Source organism: Pseudomonas sp. AC211 (assembly GCF_979258055.1).
Map to the genome: position 1 here is coordinate 1,049,566 of NZ_OZ409830.1, position 19,374 is coordinate 1,068,939.

Below are 19,374 nucleotides of genomic sequence, written 5' to 3' on the forward strand. Positions count from 1 at the left end.
CACGGTTACTTCAAGGTGATGGTGGTGTTGACCGCGCCCACGTCCTCTTCATCGAACCAGCGTTGGGTCACGGTTTTGGTTTGCGTATAGAACTGCACGACTTGCTTGCCATAAGGGCCGAGGTCGCCGAGTTTGGAAGCGCGCGAACCGGAGAACGAGAAGATGGGCACCGGCACCGGGATCGGTACGTTGATGCCCACCTGGCCAACGTCGATCTCCTCCTGGAAATGCCGAGCCGCCGCGCCGGAGCGGGTGAAGATGGCCGTGCCGTTGCCATTGGGGTTGGCATTGATCAGGGCGATGGCCTCATCGAGCGTCGCGGCATTCATCACGCAAAGCACCGGGCCGAAAATTTCCTCACGGTAAATTCGCATGGTCGGCGATACGTCGCTGAACAGCGTCGGCGCGATGAAATTGCCGCGCTCATAGCCGGCGACCGTGGGGTTGCGACCATCCAAGGCCAGCGTGGCGCCTTCCTCAACGCCCGCAGCAATCAGGCCATGAATACGTTCCAGCGCGGTACACGACACCACCGGGCCGAGGTCGGCGCCGGCTTCGGTACCGGCGTTGAGCTTCAGGGTTTTGCTGCGCTCCACCAACTCGGGCAGCCAGGTTTGCGCTTCGCCGACCAGAATCACCGTCGACAGCGCCATACAGCGTTGCCCGGCCGCGCCAAACGCCGCGCCCACCAGGTTCTTCAGCGTCTGCTGGCGGTTGGCATCGGGCATGACGATGGCGTGGTTTTTGGCGCCCATCATGCATTGCGCGCGTTTACCGTTTTGCGTGGCGCGGTTGTACACGTGGATGCCGACTTGGGTGGAACCGACGAACGACACCGCCTTGATGTCCGGGTGATCGCACAGCCGATTCACTACGTCGGCACCGCCATGCACCACATTCAGCACGCCCGGCGGCACACCGGCCTGCATCGCCAATTCGGCCAGGCGCATGGTCACCATCGGGTCTTGCTCGGACGGTTTGAGCACGAAGGTGTTGCCGGTGGCGATGGCCATGGGAAACATCCACAGCGGAATCATCGCCGGGAAGTTGAACGGCGTGATGCCGGCGCATACGCCCAAGGGTTGCAGCAGCGTGTAGGTGTCAACGCCGCCAGCCACGTTATTGGCCAGCTCGCCGAGCTGCAGGTTGCCGATGCCGGCCGCGTGCTCGACCACTTCCAAACCACGGAACACATCACCTTCGGCGTCCGCCAGGGTTTTGCCCTGCTCGGCGGTGAGCATCGCCGCCAGCTCGGCCATGTGTTCGCGAATAAGGTGCTGGTACTTCAGAAAAACCCGCGCGCGGGCACCGATTGGGGTTTTGCGCCAGGTTTTGAAGGCCTCGGCGGCGGCGCTGATAGCGGCGTCCACCTCGGCCTGAGTGGCGAAGGGCACGCGCGCCAGCACCTGTTGCGTGGCCGGGTTGATGATGTCGCGCCACTGGGCGCTGGTGGAGTCGATCAGCTCACCGCCAATCAACAGTTTTACGGTGGGGACGGCAGTCGTTTCGGTCGTTTGCATTGTTGTTATCAACCTTATTTTGGCAAAGCGAGCCCTGAGCTTAGCAGTGAGCTTTTGTCCGATACAGGCCACTCGATTCCGCAGTCCTAGGAATGCTCCTACAGTCATTGAACGCCGCTTCTACAGAGTGTTTTCTGTTCCTCTGTGATCCTCGCCCGACATTTTTCCTGGCGAGTTTTTCATCATGCATCCATCCGACGTAAACCCTTCCTCTCCTTTCCAGCGGGCCGCCCGAAGCATTGGCTTCGCTGTTATCACCCTTGTGGCGCTGGCCGCCACCCAACCTGAATTTCCGGTTCGCGTATACGACTGGTTTTTGTCCCTCGAACGCTTCCTCCTGACCGTGTCCTAATGCCCCGCAGCTTTCGGCTTGGCCGCCAATAACGTGTCGTATAACGCCTGAGCGGCCACCGATAATTCGTGATCTTCCTTCCGTAAAATCCCAATAGCTCGCTCGATAATTGGCTCACGCAATGTGAGACAACGCGCTCCCAGCTCACGCATCTGCTCCACGCACAGCGCCGGCACGGCACTTACCCCCAAGCCATTGGCAACCATGCGGCCGACCGTCGCCAACTGATGACTCTCGAATGCCACCGGCAGCTTCAGGCCACGCGGGCGCAAGTGATCTTCCAGCATAAATCGCACGGTAGACGGGCGTTGCAGCGTGACGAAGGGATATTCCAGCAGCGTCGTCCACTCCACTTCTTGCCGCTCGGCCAATGGCGAATCGGCGGCCACCACGGCGACGAAACGGTCCAGATACAACGGCGTGAAGTGCAAGCTGACATCGGCCTGCGGCTCGAAGGCGATGCCCAATTCCACCTGCCGGTCGCGAACCATTTCGATCACTTGCTCATTGATAACGTCGTTCACCGTCACATTCACCTTCGGGTGCCGCGCGCGAAATTCCACCAGTAACGGCGGCAGCAAATTCCCGGCAAACGAGGGCATGGCCGCCAAGGTGACGCGACCTTGTTGCAGGGTGAAGCGTTGGCGCAATTGGTCTTCGGCGTTCTCCCAATCAGCCAGCAGACGCCGCGCCAGTGGCAGCAACGCCTCGCCTTCGGGCGTCAGGCTGACGTTGCGAGTTGTGCGACTAAACAACCTGCCGCCCAACCCTTCTTCCAATCCTTTAATGGTCAGGCTCAGGGCCGATTGCGACAGATGAAGGCGCTCGCCGGCTTGGGCGAAACTCAGGCTCTGCGCCACAGCGAGAAAGGCGCGCAATTGTTTGACGGTCATGGCGGGCTCGATAAAAGGGCGACAGTTATTGTGCTGTTTTATCAATCAATCCATTTTAAAAATCAACTTAACAAATATATCCGTCCGCTCAACACTCATGCCTCCGGCCCGGCAGAGGCCTTCACGAACAACAAGAGAGGCGTCGCCCATGGCTGGTTTCGATAAACGTGTGGGTTCTTACGAAGAGGCCCTGGCTGGGCTGAAGGACGGAATGACGGTGCTCGCAGGCGGCTTTGGCCTGTGTGGCATTCCCGAGAACCTGATTGCCGAGATCAAGCGCAAAGGCGTGCGCGACCTCACCGTGGTGTCCAACAACTGCGGCGTTGATGGCTTCGGCTTGGGCGTGCTGCTGGAAGACCGGCAGATCCGCAAGATGATCGCCTCGTACGTAGGCGAAAACGCCTTGTTCGAGCAGCAACTGCTCAGCGGCGAGCTGGAAGTAGAACTCACCCCACAAGGCACCCTGGCGGAAAAAGATGCGCGCTGGCGGCGCTGGCATTCCAGCGTTTTTCACGGCCACGGGCGTCGGCACACCGATTGCCGAAGGCAAGGAAACCCGCGATTTCAACGGCCGCGCTTACCTGATGGAAACCGCCATCACCGGCGATTTCGCCATCGTCAAAGGCTGGAAAGCCGACTGGTTCGGCAACGTCGTGTACCGCCACACCGCGCAGAACTTCAACCCGCTGGCAGCCACTGCCGGGAAGATTACCGTGGTGGAAGTGGAGGAAATCGTCGCCCCCGGCGAGCTCGACCCCACGCAGATTCACACCCCCGGCATCTACGTGGATCGCCTGATCTGCGGGCGCTTCGAGAAGCGCATTGAACAACGCACCGTGCGTGCCTGAACCGTCCCCATCCTTTTTGCAGAGAACAATAACTATGGCGCTTACCCGCGAACAAATGGCCCAGCGTGTCGCCCGCGAATTGCACGACGGCTTCTACGTCAACCTCGGCATCGGCATCCCCACGCTCGTTGCCAACTACGTGCCGCACGGCATGGAAGTGATGCTGCAATCGGAAAACGGTCTGCTCGGCATGGGCGCGTTCCCGACTGCTGACGAAATTGACGCCGACATGATCAACGCCGGCAAACAAACCGTGACCGCCCGCACCGGCGCGTCGATTTTTTCCTCGGCCGAATCGTTCGCGATGATTCGCGGTGGCCATATCGACCTGACCGTGCTCGGCGCATTTGAAGTGGACGTGCAAGGCAACATCGCCTCGTGGATGGTGCCCGGCAAGCTTGTAAAAGGCATGGGCGGGGCGATGGATCTGGTCGCCGGCGCGGAGAACATCATCGTCACCATGACCCACGCCTCCAAAGACGGCGAGTCTAAATTGCTAGCCCGCTGCACCTTGCCGCTGACCGGCGCAGGCTGCATCAAGCGCGTGCTCACCGACCTGGCCTACCTGGAAATCGACAACGGCGCCTTCATCTTGAAAGAGCGCGCGCCGGGCGTAAGCGTTGAAGAAATCAAAGCAAAAACGGCAGGTGAGTTGGTGATTCCCGACCACGTGCCGGAAATGCAGTTTTGAGGAGTGATGCCATGCAAGACGTCGTAATCGTAGCCGCCACCCGTACCGCCGTCGGCAGTTTCCAAGGCTCGCTGGCGAACATTCCCGCCGTTGATTTGGGCGCTGCCGTAATCCGCGCGCTGCTGGAAAAAACCGGCCTGGATGGCGCCGAAGTGGACGAAGTAATCCTCGGCCAGGTGCTCACCGCAGGCGCTGGACAAAACCCAGCGCGCCAAGCCGCGATCAAGGCGGGTTTGCCCGTCGCCGTTCCGGCTCTGACGCTCAACAAAGTCTGCGGCTCGGGGCTGAAGGCTCTGCACCTCGGCGCGCAGGCCATCCGCTGTGGCGATGCCGACGTGATCATCGCCGGTGGCCAGGAAAACATGAGCCTGGCGCCGTACGTAATGCCGGGCGCCCGCACCGGTTTGCGCATGGGCCACGCGCAGATTAAGGACACCATGATCACCGACGGCTTGTGGGACGCCTTCAACGACTACCACATGGGCATCACTGCTGAAAACTTGGTAGATAAATACGAAATCACTCGCGAAGCGCAGGACGCCTTCGCCGCCGGCTCGCAACAGAAAGCCGTGGCCGCGATTGAAGGCGGGCGCTTCAACGACGAAATTACGCCGATCCTGATCCCGCAGCGCAAAGGCGACCCGGTGGCGTTCGCGACCGACGAACAACCCCGCGCCGGCACCACCGCCGAAGCGCTGGGCAAACTCAAACCCGCTTTCAAAAAAGACGGCACCGTGACCGCGGGCAATGCCTCAAGCCTTAACGACGGCGCGGCCGCCGTAATCCTGATGAGTGCCGACAAAGCCAAAGCACTCGGCCTGCCGGTGCTGGCGAAAATCGCCGCCTACGCCAACGCCGGTGTCGACCCGGCGATCATGGGCATCGCCCCGGTTTCGGCCACCAAACGCTGCCTGGAAAAAGCCGGCTGGACGCTGGACCAACTCGACTTGATCGAAGCCAACGAAGCCTTCGCCGCGCAGGCGTTGTCGGTCGGCAAAGAGCTAGGCTGGGATGCGAGCAAGGTCAACGTCAACGGCGGCGCCATCGCCATCGGCCACCCCATCGGCGCATCAGGCTGCCGCGTGCTGGTGACCTTGCTGCACGAAATGATCAAACGTGACGCCAAGAAAGGCTTGGCCACGTTGTGCATTGGTGGTGGGCAGGGCGTAGCGCTGGCACTGGAACGGCCTTGAACGGGTGGGGGTGGCTAATCGGAATACCGCCTAGCCGCCCCCACACACTCACGACAACCGCTTCACCAACCGCTCCAACTCAACAAAATCCCGCACCCCATAAAAATTCGCCGCCCCGGCGAATTCACTGAAATCCGTGTCCCCATACCCTGCCACCTGCGCCCCAGCGCTAATCCCGGCCTGTACGCCTGGCACGCTGTCGTCCACCAACAAACACCTCTCCACCGGCACGCCAATCAGGTTCGCCGCGTGTTCGATCAAGCGTGGCGAAGGCTTCCACGCATTCACGTCATAGGCGCTGACAATCCGCGCGCCAAAAACCTCGAGTAAACCCACCGCCGCCAGGTTGGTTTCGATCTTTTCCCGCGGCCCGTTCGAGGCCACGCAAATGGGCAGCGTGGTGCCGCGTACAAACGCCCCGGCGCCGGGCATTTCTTCGACGTGGTCGCGCAGCAGCGGCAAGCTGCGGCGGCGAAACTCCTGGTCCAGGTGGTGGCCGTTCAGGGCGGGGTACAACGCGATCATTTCGCTGATGAACTGGGCGAAGGGAATGCCGCGAAAGCGCGTGAGCACCTGGTCGGCGGGCATGTGGATGCTTTGCTCTGCAAGCAACTCATGAAGCAGGCGGGCGGCGAGGCGCTCGCTGTCCACCAAGGTGCCATCGCAGTCGAAGATAAGGCCGGCAATCGTCACGTGTGAGGGTCGCTCGCAAAAGAGGCTAGGGCTGTTGTGACCACAGCAGGCCGGCAGGGTTTTAACCACAGCCGTCATTCGTCAGCGCGACGCTCTGGCGCGGGATTTTGCGTTTCGCCGGGCTCCGTCGAGGTGATAGCATTTGGCCCTGTTTGCGGTGCCGTTGCGGTCCACGAGCGCTATTCGACTCACTCTTTTTGCAAGGACGCCCGGCATGGCCGCTCCCTCGAAACGTCTGGAACGTCTGCTGATCAGCGGCGCTTTGTTGCTGCTGTTGTGGTTGCCCTTGCCGATCGGCAGCAACCGCGATTGGTCCATGGGCCTGCTGGTGCTGCTCTGCTGCATTCTGGGCGCCGGTTGGGCGCTGAATGCCTGGCGCCGCAACCGTGACATGGGCCCCACGCTACGCCCGGCGCTGCCGATGCTTGGCTTGTTGCTGCTCAGCCAAGTGTGGGTGCTGGTGCAGTGGCTCACCGGCATGACCGTCGACGCTGCCGCCACCTTCCAATACCTGATGCTCGGCATCGCCTACAGCCTGCTGTTTTTGCTGGTGGTGGATTTGTTTCGCACGCGCAAACGCCTGAGCCTGCTGCTCGCCGTGTTGGTGATAAGCGGCACGTTCCAGGCGTTCTTTGGTGTGGTGATGACCCTGTCGGGGGTCGAAGATTTGCTCGTTGGCGCGAAAACCCATTACCTGGGCGACGCCACCGGCACCTTCGTTAACCGCAACCATTTTGCCGGGTATCTGGAGTTAACCCTGGCGGCGGGCATTGGCCTGTTGCTGGCGCTGCGCGATGAGCGCCCATTTCGCTGGGTCAATGTGCTGGAGATGCTGCTGGGCCCCAAGGGGCGCCTGCGCTTGGCGCTGGTGCTGATGACCATTGCGCTGGTGATGAGCCATTCGCGCATGGGCAACGGAGCGTTTTTCACCAGTCTGCTGCTGGTGGGGGGGACATTCCTGCTAACGGACAAAACCCATCGGCTGCGCAATGGGCTGATTCTCGCGAGCCTGCTGGTGATCGACGTGCTGATCGTCAGCCAATACTTCGGCCTCGATAAACTCGTGGACCGCATCGCCTCAACGCAATTGCAAGCGGTGGTGGTCGATGGCCAAACCATTCAGGCCGCCAATGAATTGCGCGGCACCGTCTACGAACAAGCGCTGCCGCTGGCCAAAGAGCACTGGCTGACCGGCCACGGCGCCGGCACGTTTGAGGTGCTGTTCGGTAAATATGCGGGGCCGGAAATCACCCTGCACTTCGACCACGCGCACAACGATTACCTGCAATTCATCATTGAATACGGCCTGCTCGGCAGTCTGCCGTTGCTGATCTTTGTGCTGCTGGGCCTGTACCACGCGCAACGGGCCATGTGGCGCGGCGAATCCACCTACCGGGCCGGCGTGGGCTTTGGCGCGAGCCTGGGAATCGTGGCGTTGCTGATCCACTCGCTGGTGGATTTCAACCTGCAAATTCCCGCCAATGCCGCCACCTATGTGGTGATCTGCGCCATCGGTGTCATCGCCAACAACCACTACCGCGAGCGCCGCGCGCGCGATCGCGGCTAACGCGGCTTTAGCCCCGCGCTGTCTGACGCTGCACGATCTGCCGTTTCAGTTGCAGCGCGATGGCCAAGCCGATAAGCACGCCCACCACGTTCGCGGCCATGTCGGCAAGTGACGGATCGCGCAGCGGCAGCAGGCCTTGGGTTAGCTCGATCATCAGGGCGAACAGCAGGCAATACAGCACGGTCCAGAACGCGTGCGTGGCGGGGAAGGCCAGGCGGGCGCTGCATACCAGCACGGCGAAGGCGCTGAGGTGGTGGAGCAAGTCCTGATACTCGAAGGCTTGCGGCACCGGATCGCTGCGCAGTCCGGTGTAGAGAATCACCGCCAGGGTGGCGAAGAAAACAATCATGCTGATGACACGGCCCATAACGAATTCCTAGCTCGGTTGTTCGCTGTTCGCGCTGGAAGCGACGGCGAGGTTGTTGTTTTTTTGGTTGTCTTTTTTCGCCTCGGTCTTCGCCGCAGAGCGCAGCAGGGCGTTGCGCAGGAAGCGTTGGGCGGGGGTTTCAAAGTAGCGGAAGCTGAGCAGGCACAGCGGAATCAGCACGGCGAAAAACACCAGCATCGACATTTCGCCGTAGAAGAACGTCGGGCTTACGCCGTTCTGGGTCAGCACGGTGAAGAACACCAACTGCAACGGGAAATGCAGCAGGTACGAGGAGTAGGTGAGGTTGCCGACCATGGCCAGGCGTTTGCCAAGGTAGCCGCGTTTGGTTTCCATCAGCGCCAGGGTAAAGATGCTCAGCGGGAACAGCACGGCCACGACAATGGCGCGGGTGGCGCCGTGTACGGCTTTGTCGAGCAAGCCGGCGAATTTTTCCGGCAGCACGCTTTGCGCAATGTTCTGCACCAGGGGCCAGAACCACGGGTGATACACCTCCACCACAGTGAACAGCCACAGCACGGCGCTGGCGCCCACGGCCCAGGGCAGCACACGCAGCAGCCAACCGCGCTCGCACACGTAGCGGTATAGCCGGAAAATCAGCCCGCCCAGAAAGAACGAGAAAATACCGCGCCCGACAATGGGCTCCGCCACCATCACCACGGCGCCCAAAGCCAGCATCGCCACGTGAGCCCACAGGCGTTGGCGGAACATCAGGCAGACAACGAAGAACACCAGGTACATCAGCACTTCAACCGACACCGACCAGATCGGGCCGTTGAAGGACGGGCCTTTTTCCAGGCCCCAGCTGGAGGCCATGAACAGGTTCAGTACGGCGTGGTACAGGTCGTTGAAGGGCACCACAAAGTAGTCGCCGGTGCGCGCCATCACCCACTGCTGGGCCAGCAGCACAAACAGGAAGGTGGCGATGTGCAGGGGATAAAGCCGCGAAAACCGCAGCACGAAAAACTCCCAACCGCCGACCGTTCGCTCGGCAATTTCCCGCGCGTACAGCCAGAAGAAAATGAAGCCCGACAGCGAGAAGAAGAAGTCCACCGCCAGCCAGCCGGTTTGGTAGAACAGGAAGAACACGTTGTAGAACGGTTGCTGTTCCATCTCGTACGGCACAAAGGTGCTGCCCTGGAAGAAGAAATGCTGCCAGTGCCAGAACACCACGGCCAGTGCTGCCACGCCGCGAATGAAGTCCAGGGAATAGAAGCGCCGGGGGCTGGAGTAAATCATGGTGTGGTCTCTACGGGAGGCGTGCTGTGGGCCGTGGCGTCAGTGGTGAGAAACATGTGTTGGAACAATGGGCGCAAGCGGTCGCTGCCGTACTCGCTGAGGTGGTCGTCGTCGAAATACAGCGGGTGCCCATCGGCATCGCCATAGCACTTACCGTCGCGGCACAGGTAGGGCAGGGGATCGAGAATGTTCACGCCGCAACGCGCCGCCGCCAGGTCCTGGGTTTCCCAGGTGAAGGCGTTGCGCTGGCGGTATTCGTCCATGGAAATCCACACCCGCTCTTGCTTGCCGCGCATGGCCGCGCGGCCCATGGTTTTCGGCACGTCGCGCTTGAGCTCGGGAATCGGTCGCAGCATGTACACCGGCCGCTGCTTGGCGAACGCGCAGGCGGTGTCGATGATGCCCTCGCGCATGGCCTGCAGGTATTCAGGGCTGCGCGAGGGGAACGGTTTGTCGAAATACAGCTCCGGCACCGGCACTTCGCGGGTGCGGTCAGGCTCATTCGGGCCGAGCAAGTAGTACGAGGTGCGGTTGATGATCAGCATCGGCACCTGGGCTTGCGCTGCATTTACTTCCTGACTTTTGCGCGCGTTGAAGCTGCCGCATCGGTAGGTGATCTGGCCGACCGCTTTGATGTTGGCGATGGTCGGGCAGTTGCTCATGGTCCAGTCGAGAACATGTTCGTCAGGGCTGGGAAGCGCGCGCTCGACGCCGCGGATCATGGCGCCGGCGTGGCTGTCACCCACCACAATCGCGCCGAGCTTGGGGCCGCCGTAAGTGCATTCCGGCACCGCGCTGAATTCGTTCTGCATGCACTCACCCAGGCGCGGGTTTTTGTTGTCCGACTCGGCGAACAGCGCATCGACCTGCGCCGGCAGCCGGCCAGGAATGCCGTGCTGCAGCAAAATTACCCCGCCCGGCACCATCACCAGTAGCGTGACGGCAATGATCACCAGCGCACCGATGCGCTGGCGCATCACGTTCAGGCTGAACTGCGCCGGGCGCTCGATAAACCGGTACGACAACCCGCCAAACACCAGCGTCAGCAGCAAGCCAACGACAATCGCTAGCGGCGAATCCTGCAGTTCCAGATAAACCAGACCCACCACCAGCGGCCAGTGCCACAGGTACAGGGAATAGGAGCTGTCGCCCAGCCACTGCGCGACGCGAGTGCCGGTCCATATAGAGTCCTGGCGCGCGGCAAACAAAATGAGCATGGTCGCGAACACCGGAATGGTTGCGCGCCAGCCCGGCCATTGGCTGTTGCTGTCGAACACCACAATGGCGGCAATCAGCACGGCAAAACCGGCCAGCTCTACACCGCGTTGCCGGCCCGCCGACAGTGTGAAGCGTTGGGCGAGCAGGTACACCAATCCACCGGCAAGCATTTCCCAGGCGCGGGTCGGCAGCAGATAGAAAGCGGCAGTGGTCTTGATTGGCGTGGCGGCAATGCACAGCAGCAGCGACAGCAGCAGCACGGCCGACAACGCGATGGCCTGAGCGCGACGGCTGGGGCGCAGCTTCCAGACGATGGCCATGAAAACCGGCAGGATCAGGTAGAACTGCCACTCCACCGACAGCGACCAGGTGTGCAGCAACAGCTTGTCGTGGGAGGCCGCGTCGAAATAACCGTCTTCGCGCCAAAACATGACGTTGGACAAAAAGCCCAGCGCACTGATGGCGTGTTTGCCCAGCTGCTTGTATTCCACCGCCGGCAGCACGAACCAGCCCACCACCATCAGCACCAGACACAGCACCAACAGCGCGGGAAGAATGCGCCGCGCCCGCGACAGGTAGAACGCGATGATGGAGAAGCGTCGGGAGTCAACGACGCCGCTCGCTGCGGCCGCCGAATTGGCCTCGAGACCACGAAGAATGATGCCCGTCATCAGGAAGCCGGAGATCACGAAAAACACGTCCACGCCCACGAAACCGCCGGAAAAACCGGTCACGCCGAAGTGGAATAAAACTACCGCTACAACGGCCCACGCGCGCAGGCCGTTTATGTCCTTACGGAACTTATTATTGGAATTTCTCATGCGCTTGCCTGCGTTGGGACGGTTAACTGCAAGGGAGCGAGTCCCTAAAACCTGACACCCGAAAGGCTGTGGGCCACGCCTATGGCGCGGCCCTGTTCGTGCTACTTGCCTTTGAGATACAGCTCTTCAAAACAGAAATTGGTCGCTTCCACGTAGCCTTCAGCACTGCCGCAGTCGAAGCGTTGGCCCTTGAACTTGTACGCCAGCACGCAACCGGATTTGGCTTGTTTCAGCAGGGCGTCGGTGATCTGGATTTCGCCGTTCTTGCCCGGCTCGGTGTCGGCGATCAGGCCGAAAATGTCCGGCGTCAGAATGTAGCGGCCGATGATTGCCAGGTTTGACGGCGCATCTTCGGGCTTGGGTTTTTCCACCATGCTGTGCACGCGGTAGAGGTCGTCGCGGATCAGCTCGCCGGCAATGACGCCGTACTTGTGGGTCTGGTCGGCCGGTACTTCCTGAATCGCCACGATGGAGCAGCGGAACTGGTTGTACAGCTTGATCATCTGCGTGAGCACGCCATCGCCGTCGAGGTTGATGCACAGGTCATCGGCCAGCACCACGGCAAACGCCTCGTCGCCAATCAGCGGCTGACCACAGAGAATCGCGTGGCCCAGGCCATTCATGGCCACTTGGCGGGTATAGGAAAAGGTGCAGCCATCGATCAGCTCGCGGGTGCCGGCCAGGAAGTGTTCCTTGTCGGTGCCGCGAATCTGATGCTCCAGCTCGTAGCTGATGTCGAAATGGTCTTCCAGCGAGCGCTTGCCGCGACCGGTGACGATGGCCATGTGTTGCAGGCCCGCATCGCGGGCTTCCTCAACGCCGTATTGAATCAGCGGCTTGTTGACGATGGGCAGCATTTCTTTGGGCATGGCCTTGGTGGCCGGAAGAAAACGGGTGCCGTAACCGGCGGCGGGAAATAGACATTTACGGATCATAAGAAGCTCCTGAAGGATCACAAAACCCTTGTGGGAGCGGCTTCAGTCGCGATGCTTTTCGATCAGGCGCATCGCGGCTGAAGCCGCTCCTACATTTCCGGTGTGGCGTATTACTTGGCGTAGCCCTGTGGGTTGGCAGACTGCCAACGCCAGGTGTCGCTCATCATCTGGTCGAGGCCGCGCTCGGCTTTCCAGCCCAGCTCGCTGGCCGCTTTGGCGGGGTCGGCCCAGCATTCGGCGATGTCGCCAGGGCGACGCGGCACGATTTGGTAAGGCACCGCCTGGCCGCTAGCCGCTTCAAATGCCTTGAGCATTTCAAGCACGCTGTAGCCTTGGCCCGTGCCCAGGTTCCAGACCTTCACGCCGCTGTCGCCAGCGATGGTTTGCAAGGCCTTCAGGTGTCCGTCGGCGAGGTCTTCGACGTGGATGTAATCACGCACGCCGGTGCCGTCGACGGTGGGGTAGTCATTGCCAAACACCGACAACTGCTTGAGTTTGCCGATGGCAACCTGGCTGATGTACGGCAGCAAATTGTTGGGAATGCCGTTGGGGTCTTCGCCGATCAGGCCGCTGCTGTGAGCGCCCACCGGGTTGAAGTAACGCAGCAAGGCGATGCTCCAGCGCGGCTCGGAGCGGGCCAGGTCTTGCAGCAGCTCTTCGACCATCAGCTTCGAGCGCCCGTAAGGGTTGGTCGGTACGCCGGTGGGGAAGTCTTCGCGAATCGGCATTTGCGTCGGTTCGCCGTACACCGTGGCGGACGAGCTGAACACCAGCCGGTAAACGCCGGCCGCCGCCATGGCCTGACACAGCGTGACGCTGCCGGCGACGTTGTTCTCGTAGTAGTCCAACGGCTTGGCCACGCTTTCGCCGACCGCTTTCAGGCCGGCGAAGTGCAGCAGGGCGCTGATGGAGCGCGAGGCGAACACTTCATCCAGCAACACCCGATCACGGATGTCGCCTTGAATGAATTCGGCCTGCTTGCCGCAGATTTTTTCCACCCGGTGCAACGACTCCGGGGAGCTGTTGCACAGGTTGTCCAACACCACCACCTGATACCCCGCTTCCAGCAGGGCTAAGGTGGTGTGCGAGCCGATATAACCGGCGCCGCCGGTGACCAGAATGGTTTCGCTCATGGGGCATCCCGCCTGTTGTTAGCGCCACTCATCCGGGCAGCTGGTTTTCCAGTCAGCGAAGGCGGTGGCCAGGCTGTACTGGTAGGGGTAGCCGTTTTCTACAAGGAAATGCGGCAGTACGTTGTTGGAACGCACCAGCTTGCGGATGCGTACCGGGCTGAACGGGTGCTTGATGCCCAGCGGCCGGGCGATGGCGTCAATGCTGTACGCCACGCCGAGCAGCAGCGGGTAAGGCACGGCGGGCACTTTGCGTTCGATGGCGGCGACGCTGCACACGGTTTCCACGTATTCGGAAATCGACGGGCCGGGGTTCATGGTCATGTTGAACAGCGAGAAATGCCCGCCTTGTTCTTTCTGACGTTCCAGTACCCAGAGCATCGCGGCGCACAGCTCTTTCACATAGGTGCCGGCTTTACGCGTGGTGCGGTTGCCCATGTAAAAGAAGTAACGCTTGATCACGGCCTTGACCAGACGCGAGACGTTGCCGCCTTCGCCCGGCCCAAACACCACGCCCGGACGCACGATCACCAGGTGGCGGTTGGCCTTGTCGGCCGCCAGCCAGGTCTGGTGAATCTTCTCGGCGGCCAGTTTCGAGCCGCCGTAAGCAGTGGCCGGAACGGGCAGGGTGCGTTCGTCTTTCTGGTCTTCGCTTGGGCCGTACGGCGAAATCGAGCTGGTGAAAATCAGGTCGTTGCAGCCCACCTGTTCGGCCCAGGCGGTGACGTGTTCAGCGCCCAGCAGGTTGGTTTCGTAGTACTCGTAATCTTCGTGGCCGGGCTCTCTGTGCACGGCGGCGAAGTTGGCGATCAGGGCGACGGTTTCTTCCGGCTTCCAACTGATGGGCTGGCGTACGTCGCCATTGATCTCAACGATCTCAGGGCTTTCATGCACCAGGCGAGCACGGTAGGGGAATGGCTTCTGGGTGACCTGCTCTTTGTCGAACAGGTAGACCTTGTCGTAACCACCTTTGGCAAGCAGTTGTTTGGCGAAGAACACGCCAATAAAACCCGAGCCACCAAAAATCACGGCGCAGTTCATCTGTTCCATCCTTCAATTCATGTATGCGGGAAGCAACTTGCGGGAGGCGCATCGCCGGTGCAGGGCACCGGCGTGGCTACGGGCAACCTGAAGGGATCAGGCGCGACCGTATTTGTCTTCGAACCGCACGATGTCGTCTTCGCCCAGATACGGACCGGACTGCACTTCGATCAGTTCAAGGGGAATTACACCGGGGTTCTCCAGGGCGTGAACCTGGCCAATCGGAATGTAGGTCGACTGGTTTTCAGTGACCAGGAAGGTGGTGTCGCCATTGGTAACTTTGGCGGTGCCGCTCACCACAATCCAGTGCTCGGCGCGGTGGTGGTGCATCTGCACCGAGAGCTTGGCGCCCGGCTTCACGGTGATGCGTTTGACCTGGTAGCGATGGCCGTCGTCGATGGAGTCGTACACACCCCACGGGCGATAAACCTCGCGGTGGTTGACGTGTTCGTTGCGGCCGCTCTCTTTGAGTTGCTCAACGATTTTCTTCACGTCTTGCACATTGTTTTTGTGCGCCACCATGATCGCGTCTTTGGTTTCGACGATCACCAGGTCTTCCACGCCCACCAGGGTCACCAGACGGCTGCTGGCATGCACATAGGTGTTGGTGCTGTTGTGGTGCAGCACGTCGCCTTTGAGCACGTTGCCGTGTGTGTCTTTCTCGCTGACATCCCACAGCGCCGACCACGAACCGATGTCGCTCCAGCCCGCATCCAATGGCACGACCACGGCGTCGGCGGTTTTTTCCATGACCGCGTAGTCGATGGAGTCATCGGGGCACAGGGCGAATTCGGCTGCGTCCACGCGGGTGAAGTGCAGGTCCAGCTGGCCGCCGGCCAGGGATTTTTTGCAGGCTTCGAGAATTTCCGGTTGGAAGCGCTCGAGCTCTTGCAGGTAGCGGCTGGCGCGGAACAGGAACATGCCGCTGTTCCACAGGAAGTCGCCGCTCTTGAGGTAATCGGTGGCGGTAGCCAGGTCCGGTTTTTCCACGAACTGGCTGACGGCAAAACCGCCGTCGCCGGTGGCGGCGCCTTTCTCGATATAGCCGTAACCGGTTTCCGGGTGATCCGGCACGATGCCGAAGGTCACCAACTTGCCGGCTTCGGCCAGCGGCATGGCGGTGCGCACGGCGGCGTGGAAGGCGTCGACGTTTTTGATCAGGTGATCAGCTGCCAGAACCAGCAGCAGCGGGTCTTGACCGTCGCTCACCGCTTGCAGCGCGGCCAGGGCAATGGCCGGCGCCGTGTTGCGGCCGACCGGTTCGAGCAGAATGTTGGATTTTTCCATGTCCAGCTGACGCAGTTGCTCAGCGGCGAGGAAGCGATGCTGCTCGTTGCAGATCAAGCGGGGCAGGGCGATATCCAGCCCCTTGAGCCGCGAGATGGTGGCTTGCAGCATCGACAGCTGGGCGTCGGCCAGTTGCAGGAATTGTTTGGGGTTCAGTTGGCGCGACAGTGGCCACAGACGTGAGCCGGAACCGCCAGCCATGATGATAGGTAGAAGCATGGTAGACCTCCTTGTTGCGTTTATTCAGTAAGGGCTGGACGCGCAGTGGTGGTAAGGGTGCGTTGTACGGCGGGGCCGGAGCCCAGCAACGCGTCATCGACGAACGCTTGGATGCGCTGCTTGAAAATGCTCTTGTCGAAGGTGGCCGCGTGTTCATGCAGGGTCGCCGGGTCGAAGGTGACCGCGCCGCTTTCTACCTGCTGAATCGCTTGAATCAGAGACTCGACGGTCTGCTCCGGGAACAGAATGCCGGTCTTGCCGTGGATAACCGTTTCCAGGGCGCCACCTTTACCGTAGGCGATAACCGGGGCGCCTGCAGCCATGGCTTCCACCGGCACAATGCCGAAGTCTTCCATGCCGGGGAACACCAGACCGCGGCAGCGTTGCAGCAGGTCTTTGATTTCCGCGAAGGGCTGGCGGCCCATCAGTTTCACGTTGGGTTTGGCGATGGTTTTCAGGCGCTCGAACAGCTCACCTTCGCCCACAACCACCAACGGCAAACCGAGCTGGTTGAAGGCTTCCACGGCCAGGTCGGCACGCTTGTAGGCGACCAGTTGGCCGAGGCACAGGTAGAAGTCGCCACGGGCTTCGTTCGGGCTGAATTCAGTGGTGTTTACCGGCGGGTAAATCACCTCGGCATCGCGGCGGTAAAACTTGCGAATGCGCTGGGCCACAAAGTTGGAGTTGGCGATGAACTGGTCAACGCGGTCCGCCGACAAGCGATCCCACACACGCAGCCAGTGCGACACGAACGGGAACAGCGTACGAATCAAACGACCGGCGCCCGACAGGTACTCGTGGTACATGTCCCACACATAGCGCATCGGCGAATGGCAGTAGCAGATGTGCACGGCGTCAGGGCGCGTGACCACGCCTTTGGCCGGGCCGGATTCACTGCTCAGAATCAGGTCGTATGCCGACAGATCGAGCTGCTCCAGGGCCATCGGCATAAACGGCAGGTATTTCTGGTAGTGCTTCTTCGCACCGGGCAGGCGCGAAATAAACGTGGTGTTGATGGTGCCGGTGAAGGTGCTGGGCAAGGCTTTGCGCACAACGTCTTCGTTGCACACATGGATAAACAGGTCCGCGTGCGGGAACAACTCCACGAGCGCCGAACACACGGCTTCGCCGCCACGATTGCTGAGCCACCAGTAATGGATGATTGCGACTTTCATTGGAACTCCCGTATCACCTGTAGAAGGCGTGAGGCCGAGGCTGCCCAGCTGTAGCGCTGGATATTGGCGCGGCCCTTCTCGCGAAGGGACTGAGCCAGCTGCGGACTGGAAATAAGCACGTCCATTTGTTTGGCAATGTCGTTGACGTCATAAGGCGAGCAGTACAGCGCCGAGTCGCCGCACACTTCCGGCAGGCTCGCAGCATTGGCCGCAATCACTGGGCAGTCGCAGGCTTGCGCTTCCAGCGGTGGCAGGCCGAAGCCCTCATAGAACGAGGGGTACACAAAGGCAGTTGCACCGCTGTACAAGCGCACCAGCTCCTCATCCGTAACGCGGCCGAGCAGCTTGATGCGGCTGTCGGTTTCGATCTTTTTCACCAACCCGGGGTCAGCGAAATTCTTGTTCAGTGAGCCGACGATGTAGAGCTTATGGCTGCTCTGTTTCAGCACGCTGAACGCATCGACCAGGCCGTGGAAATTCTTCTGCGTGTTGAGTGATGACACCGCCAGCAAATACGGCTCGGCCACGTCGTGCGGCTGCGGGCTGAATTCGCCGGAAACAGCGTTGGGCACCACCACCACGCGTTCGGGCGCGATGTTGTAGACCGCGCAGATTTCCTGCTTGGAAAACTCGCTGACCGTCAGCACCTTTTTCGAGGTTCTGATGGTGCGTGGCGTGGCCAGCTGATACGCCGTACGGAACTTCCACGAGAAATTTTCCGGGAAGCGCTCGAAGGCGATGTCATGCAACGTCGAGAGTTTGTTGCTGTACAGCAAGGGCGCGGTGTTGGCCAAATTGACCAACAGCGGCGAGCCCTGGCTGCGCAAAAACTTCGGCAGGTCGAGCTGCTCCCAGGCGTGCCCGGTGCGGTTGCCGACCAACTCGACGCCCAGTGCTTGAGCGGCTTCGTGTTGAACGATATTGCGGGGTGCAACGAAGCGGATTTCCGGCATCTGCTCGCGCAATTGCAAGCTGACTTCCAGGGAATACCGTTGCACGCCGGTCATGGCTTGCGTGAGGAATCGCGCATTTACGTAGATCAAACTGGAACGCCCCATTTAATGCGCGAAAGGTCGAGGTTGTGTGAGAGCGAAAAGGCCATAACTGGTTCAGTCTTTTATAGCGTTGCGACTGAATTTTCGGCGCGGTTCGACAGGTTGCTGGTGATTTGCGCCAGACCGTCGCGTGAAGTCGCCGTGAGGTTTTCCTTGCGCGCCGAGGTGTAGCCAAAAAACTCGGCGAAATACTGCAGCTTCTTGCTCGAGGCTTCGGTGTAGTAAACCGTGGCGCCATTGAGCGAGGCGAGGATCAGCCCGTGCAGCCGCGCGGTGATTACCCAGCTGGCTTCGCGGTAAGCCGGCAGCAGCCCGGAACTCAAATCGCTGATCGGCAGAATGTCGATGGGCACGTCGATTTTGCCGTCCAGGTACGCTTTGATTTCCCGGCAGGCCTGCAGGTCGAAGTCGTCACGAATATCGTGGGACACCAACGTCACGCGTTTGAGGCCTTGGTGCTTGAGGGAGTTGAGCACCTGCAGAATTTCGTCGTGGTCGACGCTGCGGTTTTCGCTTTTATCTACAGCCGGCGCCACCATGCAGATGCCGGTGGCGGGCAAGCTTTCAATCGGGCCGCCGATAAAGGCCATGTCGCCGCCCAGGTGAATTTTGCCCGTGCTGGCTGGCGCCAGATCGCGCAGCACCTGTTCGGATACCGGGTCGCGCACATAGGCCACCGTGGCCAGACGCAACATAGCGCGGTACAGCTTGGCCCGCAGCGAATGCTGCACCTTGCTGACACCCACGCCGGCGATCACCACGCGATGGCCAAACAGGCGGCTGAGAAAAAACGCTAGCGTGATGAAGCCCAGCCAGAACGTCGACACCTGCTCGCGCACCATGTGTCCGCCGCCGAAAATCAGGTGGGCACGCATGCACAGCAGCAGCGCTTTGATCGGTTGGTTGCGGATGGGCACGATGTCGATGCCCAGCTTGGCAAAGTCGTCGCGCAGCTCAACGTGCGCTTCTTCCCATGGGCAAACCACAACCTTGTGGCCCTTGCTTTGAAAGTGTTTGGCTTCGCGCAGGGCAATCAGCGCGTCGCCGAGGTTGATCAAATGACCGGAAAAAATAATCACCATATACGTGTATCGCTCTGCAAAGGGAGGTGA

Annotated in this window: 16 protein-coding genes and 1 pseudogene; 4 read left to right on the plus strand and 13 right to left on the minus strand. The window is 60.7% G+C overall.

Going from position 1 to position 19,374, the window contains the following annotated elements; genetic code table 11:
• Positions 1-5: 5 nt before the first annotated feature.
• Both ACZZZP_RS05080 and ACZZZP_RS05085 read right to left on the minus strand, forming a co-directional pair.
• Positions 6-1,520, minus strand: a complete 1,515-nt coding sequence (locus ACZZZP_RS05080; RefSeq protein WP_463536325.1) for a CoA-acylating methylmalonate-semialdehyde dehydrogenase — start codon at positions 1,518-1,520, stop codon at positions 6-8.
• Positions 1,521-1,868: 348 nt separating this feature from the next.
• A complete protein-coding gene (locus tag ACZZZP_RS05085) occupies positions 1,869-2,765 on the minus strand; it encodes a LysR family transcriptional regulator (protein ID WP_122492610.1) in 897 nt (298 codons plus the stop codon).
• 148 nt (positions 2,766-2,913) lie between these two features.
• Between ACZZZP_RS05085 and ACZZZP_RS05090 the strand changes: the two are divergent.
• The 3 genes and pseudogenes from ACZZZP_RS05090 (at position 2,914) to ACZZZP_RS05100 (ending at position 5,497) form a co-directional block, all read left to right on the plus strand.
• A pseudogene (locus ACZZZP_RS05090) lies at positions 2,914-3,613 on the plus strand (CoA transferase subunit A).
• A gap of 34 nt (positions 3,614-3,647) precedes the next feature.
• Positions 3,648-4,304 (plus strand): CoA transferase subunit B, encoded by a 657-nt coding sequence (locus tag ACZZZP_RS05095; protein ID WP_463382007.1) that lies wholly within the window; start codon positions 3,648-3,650, stop codon positions 4,302-4,304.
• 11 nt (positions 4,305-4,315) lie between these two features.
• On the plus strand, positions 4,316-5,497 hold the full coding sequence (locus ACZZZP_RS05100) for an acetyl-CoA C-acetyltransferase (RefSeq protein WP_463382008.1): 1,182 nt from the start codon (positions 4,316-4,318) through the stop codon (positions 5,495-5,497).
• Between the two features lie 48 nt (positions 5,498-5,545).
• Here ACZZZP_RS05100 and ACZZZP_RS05105 read toward each other — a convergent pair whose 3' ends face one another.
• The gene (locus ACZZZP_RS05105) at positions 5,546-6,190 is read right to left on the minus strand and encodes an HAD-IA family hydrolase (protein ID WP_463382009.1); all 645 of its coding nucleotides are present in this window, start codon (positions 6,188-6,190) and stop codon (positions 5,546-5,548) included.
• A 214-nt stretch (positions 6,191-6,404) separates the two neighbouring features.
• On the opposite strand from ACZZZP_RS05105, the gene ACZZZP_RS05110 reads away from it, so the two are divergent.
• Positions 6,405-7,757, plus strand: coding sequence for an O-antigen ligase family protein (locus ACZZZP_RS05110; protein ID WP_463382010.1), 1,353 nt, complete (start codon positions 6,405-6,407; stop codon positions 7,755-7,757).
• A gap of 7 nt (positions 7,758-7,764) precedes the next feature.
• Here ACZZZP_RS05110 and ACZZZP_RS05115 read toward each other — a convergent pair whose 3' ends face one another.
• The 10 genes from ACZZZP_RS05115 to ACZZZP_RS05160 all read right to left on the minus strand — a co-directional run bounded on the left by ACZZZP_RS05115 (position 7,765) and on the right by ACZZZP_RS05160 (position 19,344).
• Positions 7,765-8,124 (minus strand): VanZ family protein, encoded by a 360-nt coding sequence (locus ACZZZP_RS05115; RefSeq protein ID WP_122492603.1) that lies wholly within the window; start codon positions 8,122-8,124, stop codon positions 7,765-7,767.
• Between the two features lie 9 nt (positions 8,125-8,133).
• Complete coding sequence (locus tag ACZZZP_RS05120; RefSeq protein ID WP_463382011.1) at positions 8,134-9,381, minus strand: acyltransferase family protein; 1,248 nt, start codon at positions 9,379-9,381, stop codon at positions 8,134-8,136.
• Entirely contained in the window at positions 9,378-11,420 is a 2,043-nt protein-coding gene (locus ACZZZP_RS05125; protein ID WP_463382012.1) for an acyltransferase family protein, read from the minus strand. Before ACZZZP_RS05125 ends, ACZZZP_RS05120 begins: the two co-directional genes overlap by 4 nt.
• Positions 11,421-11,521: 101 nt before the next feature.
• On the minus strand, positions 11,522-12,355 hold the full coding sequence (gene galU, locus ACZZZP_RS05130; RefSeq protein WP_463382013.1) for a UTP--glucose-1-phosphate uridylyltransferase GalU: 834 nt from the start codon (positions 12,353-12,355) through the stop codon (positions 11,522-11,524).
• A gap of 110 nt (positions 12,356-12,465) precedes the next feature.
• Entirely contained in the window at positions 12,466-13,488 is a 1,023-nt protein-coding gene (gene galE, locus ACZZZP_RS05135; protein WP_463382014.1) for a UDP-glucose 4-epimerase GalE, read from the minus strand.
• A gap of 18 nt (positions 13,489-13,506) precedes the next feature.
• Complete coding sequence (locus ACZZZP_RS05140; RefSeq protein WP_463382015.1) at positions 13,507-14,526, minus strand: NAD-dependent epimerase/dehydratase family protein; 1,020 nt, start codon at positions 14,524-14,526, stop codon at positions 13,507-13,509.
• A gap of 96 nt (positions 14,527-14,622) precedes the next feature.
• Positions 14,623-16,032, minus strand: a complete 1,410-nt coding sequence (locus ACZZZP_RS05145; RefSeq protein ID WP_463536326.1) for a mannose-1-phosphate guanylyltransferase/mannose-6-phosphate isomerase — start codon at positions 16,030-16,032, stop codon at positions 14,623-14,625.
• Between the two features lie 20 nt (positions 16,033-16,052).
• Positions 16,053-17,207 (minus strand): glycosyltransferase, encoded by a 1,155-nt coding sequence (locus ACZZZP_RS05150; protein WP_463382016.1) that lies wholly within the window; start codon positions 17,205-17,207, stop codon positions 16,053-16,055.
• Positions 17,204-18,265 (minus strand): glycosyltransferase family 4 protein, encoded by a 1,062-nt coding sequence (locus ACZZZP_RS05155; protein ID WP_463382017.1) that lies wholly within the window; start codon positions 18,263-18,265, stop codon positions 17,204-17,206. The genes ACZZZP_RS05150 and ACZZZP_RS05155 overlap by 4 nt, the downstream gene beginning before the upstream one ends.
• Before the next feature lie 59 nt (positions 18,266-18,324).
• Positions 18,325-19,344 carry a polysaccharide pyruvyl transferase family protein gene (locus ACZZZP_RS05160; RefSeq protein WP_463382018.1) on the minus strand — a complete coding sequence of 340 codons (1,020 nt, stop codon included), beginning with the start codon at positions 19,342-19,344 and terminating at the stop codon, positions 18,325-18,327.
• Positions 19,345-19,374 lie beyond the last annotated feature (30 nt).